We start from the raw sequence: 796 nt of genomic DNA on the forward strand, positions 1-796 counted from the left end.
CAACATAAATAGGTACCCCCTCATCTGTTTGAATCGTATAATGGGCAAGTGCTTCCGTCATGCCGTCATATCGAATCATCTGGTAATCCGCGCCACCTGGCAAAACAATTCCTTTTATCCCAGGCCCGGAAAACGTTCCACCCGTTATAGGAATGACTCTTCTTATACCAGTTCCTACATCCCCTACTTCAATAGGGTCGTCCACATGTATATTCGCAGTAAAAATATGCCTCAGATTAATGCCCATGTCCTCTTCCCCTTCCTCTCAGTCGTAAATCCCGAAGAGAGCATCTCATCGGGATTTCTGAATATTATTTAGCGGCATTAAAACGATCTTCTGCCGATTCAGGTTGGTTCGCTTCCTTATTATAATTACCATGCTTCTCCTGAACGAACAGCATCGCGAATCCCCCAAGCACAGCGGCGCTTGCAATTGCTGCGAAGTTATACTGGGGCTGCAGGTTCATTGTAAGAAGAATACCTACGAATGTCGGAGCCACTATCCCCCCCATACGTCCAAAAGCCATTGTACTGCCTAGGGCAGTGGAACGCATTTCAGTAGGATAATACTGGGAAACAAATGCATTTGACATATTCTGTACACCCACCGATGCAGCACCTATTACTGAAATCAGGGCGTATGCGATAAATGGACTGTTCGTGAAGCCGATGAGCGACAGGGCAATCGCACCACAGAAGAACAGGGGAACAAGTACTTTCTTAAAGCCCAGTTTATCCACCAATCGCCCAAATACAATGGTACCTACAATAGCTCCGATTTGCATAACCGCAATAA

Annotated in this window: 2 protein-coding genes; both read right to left on the reverse strand. The window is 46.0% G+C overall.

Annotated features, from left to right (window positions below; translation table 11 throughout):
- Positions 1–247, reverse strand: a 247-nt coding sequence (locus AC1DUW_RS31045) for a DUF3237 family protein (protein ID WP_477644483.1), incomplete at its 3' end; no start/stop codon positions are given.
- A gap of 64 nt (positions 248–311) precedes the next feature.
- Positions 312–796 (reverse strand): MFS transporter (locus AC1DUW_RS31050; protein WP_477644484.1); only part of this gene is annotated, 485 nt, incomplete at its 5' end.

It is taken from the genome of Peribacillus sp. P4_C12 (assembly GCF_056402095.1).